This window comes from Staphylococcus pasteuri (assembly GCF_030547725.1).
Lineage (GTDB): Bacteria > Bacillota > Bacilli > Staphylococcales > Staphylococcaceae > Staphylococcus > Staphylococcus pasteuri.
In genome coordinates this window covers 1-233 of record NZ_JAUOQO010001044.1, presented here as the reverse complement: position 1 = coordinate 233, position 233 = coordinate 1, and the positions used below count along the sequence as shown (strand labels likewise).

Annotated in this window: 1 protein-coding gene; it reads left to right on the top strand. The window is 36.1% G+C overall.

Annotated elements, in window-relative coordinates; translation table 11 throughout:
* Positions 1-233: hypothetical protein (locus Q4528_RS16355; RefSeq protein ID WP_303522844.1), on the top strand; the 233-nt coding region annotated here is incomplete at both ends.

The following is a 233-nucleotide window of genomic DNA, read 5'->3' as shown; positions in this document are numbered from 1 at the left end:
GTAATGGGAGATAGTCGTAAAGCTATTCCTATCACAAAATCAGTATTTGATGCAGCTAGTTCTGTAGGTATTGCTGGTTCAACATTCAAACTTGGTATTGGAGAAAAATGGTTCACTGAATGTGACGTTTTAATTCCAGATGATGCTCGTTACTCTTTCAGAGTAGTAGCTCCAGTTGAGTATGATGGTGTTGATTTTATCTTAACATGTCAATTGATTACATCTGTACAAAC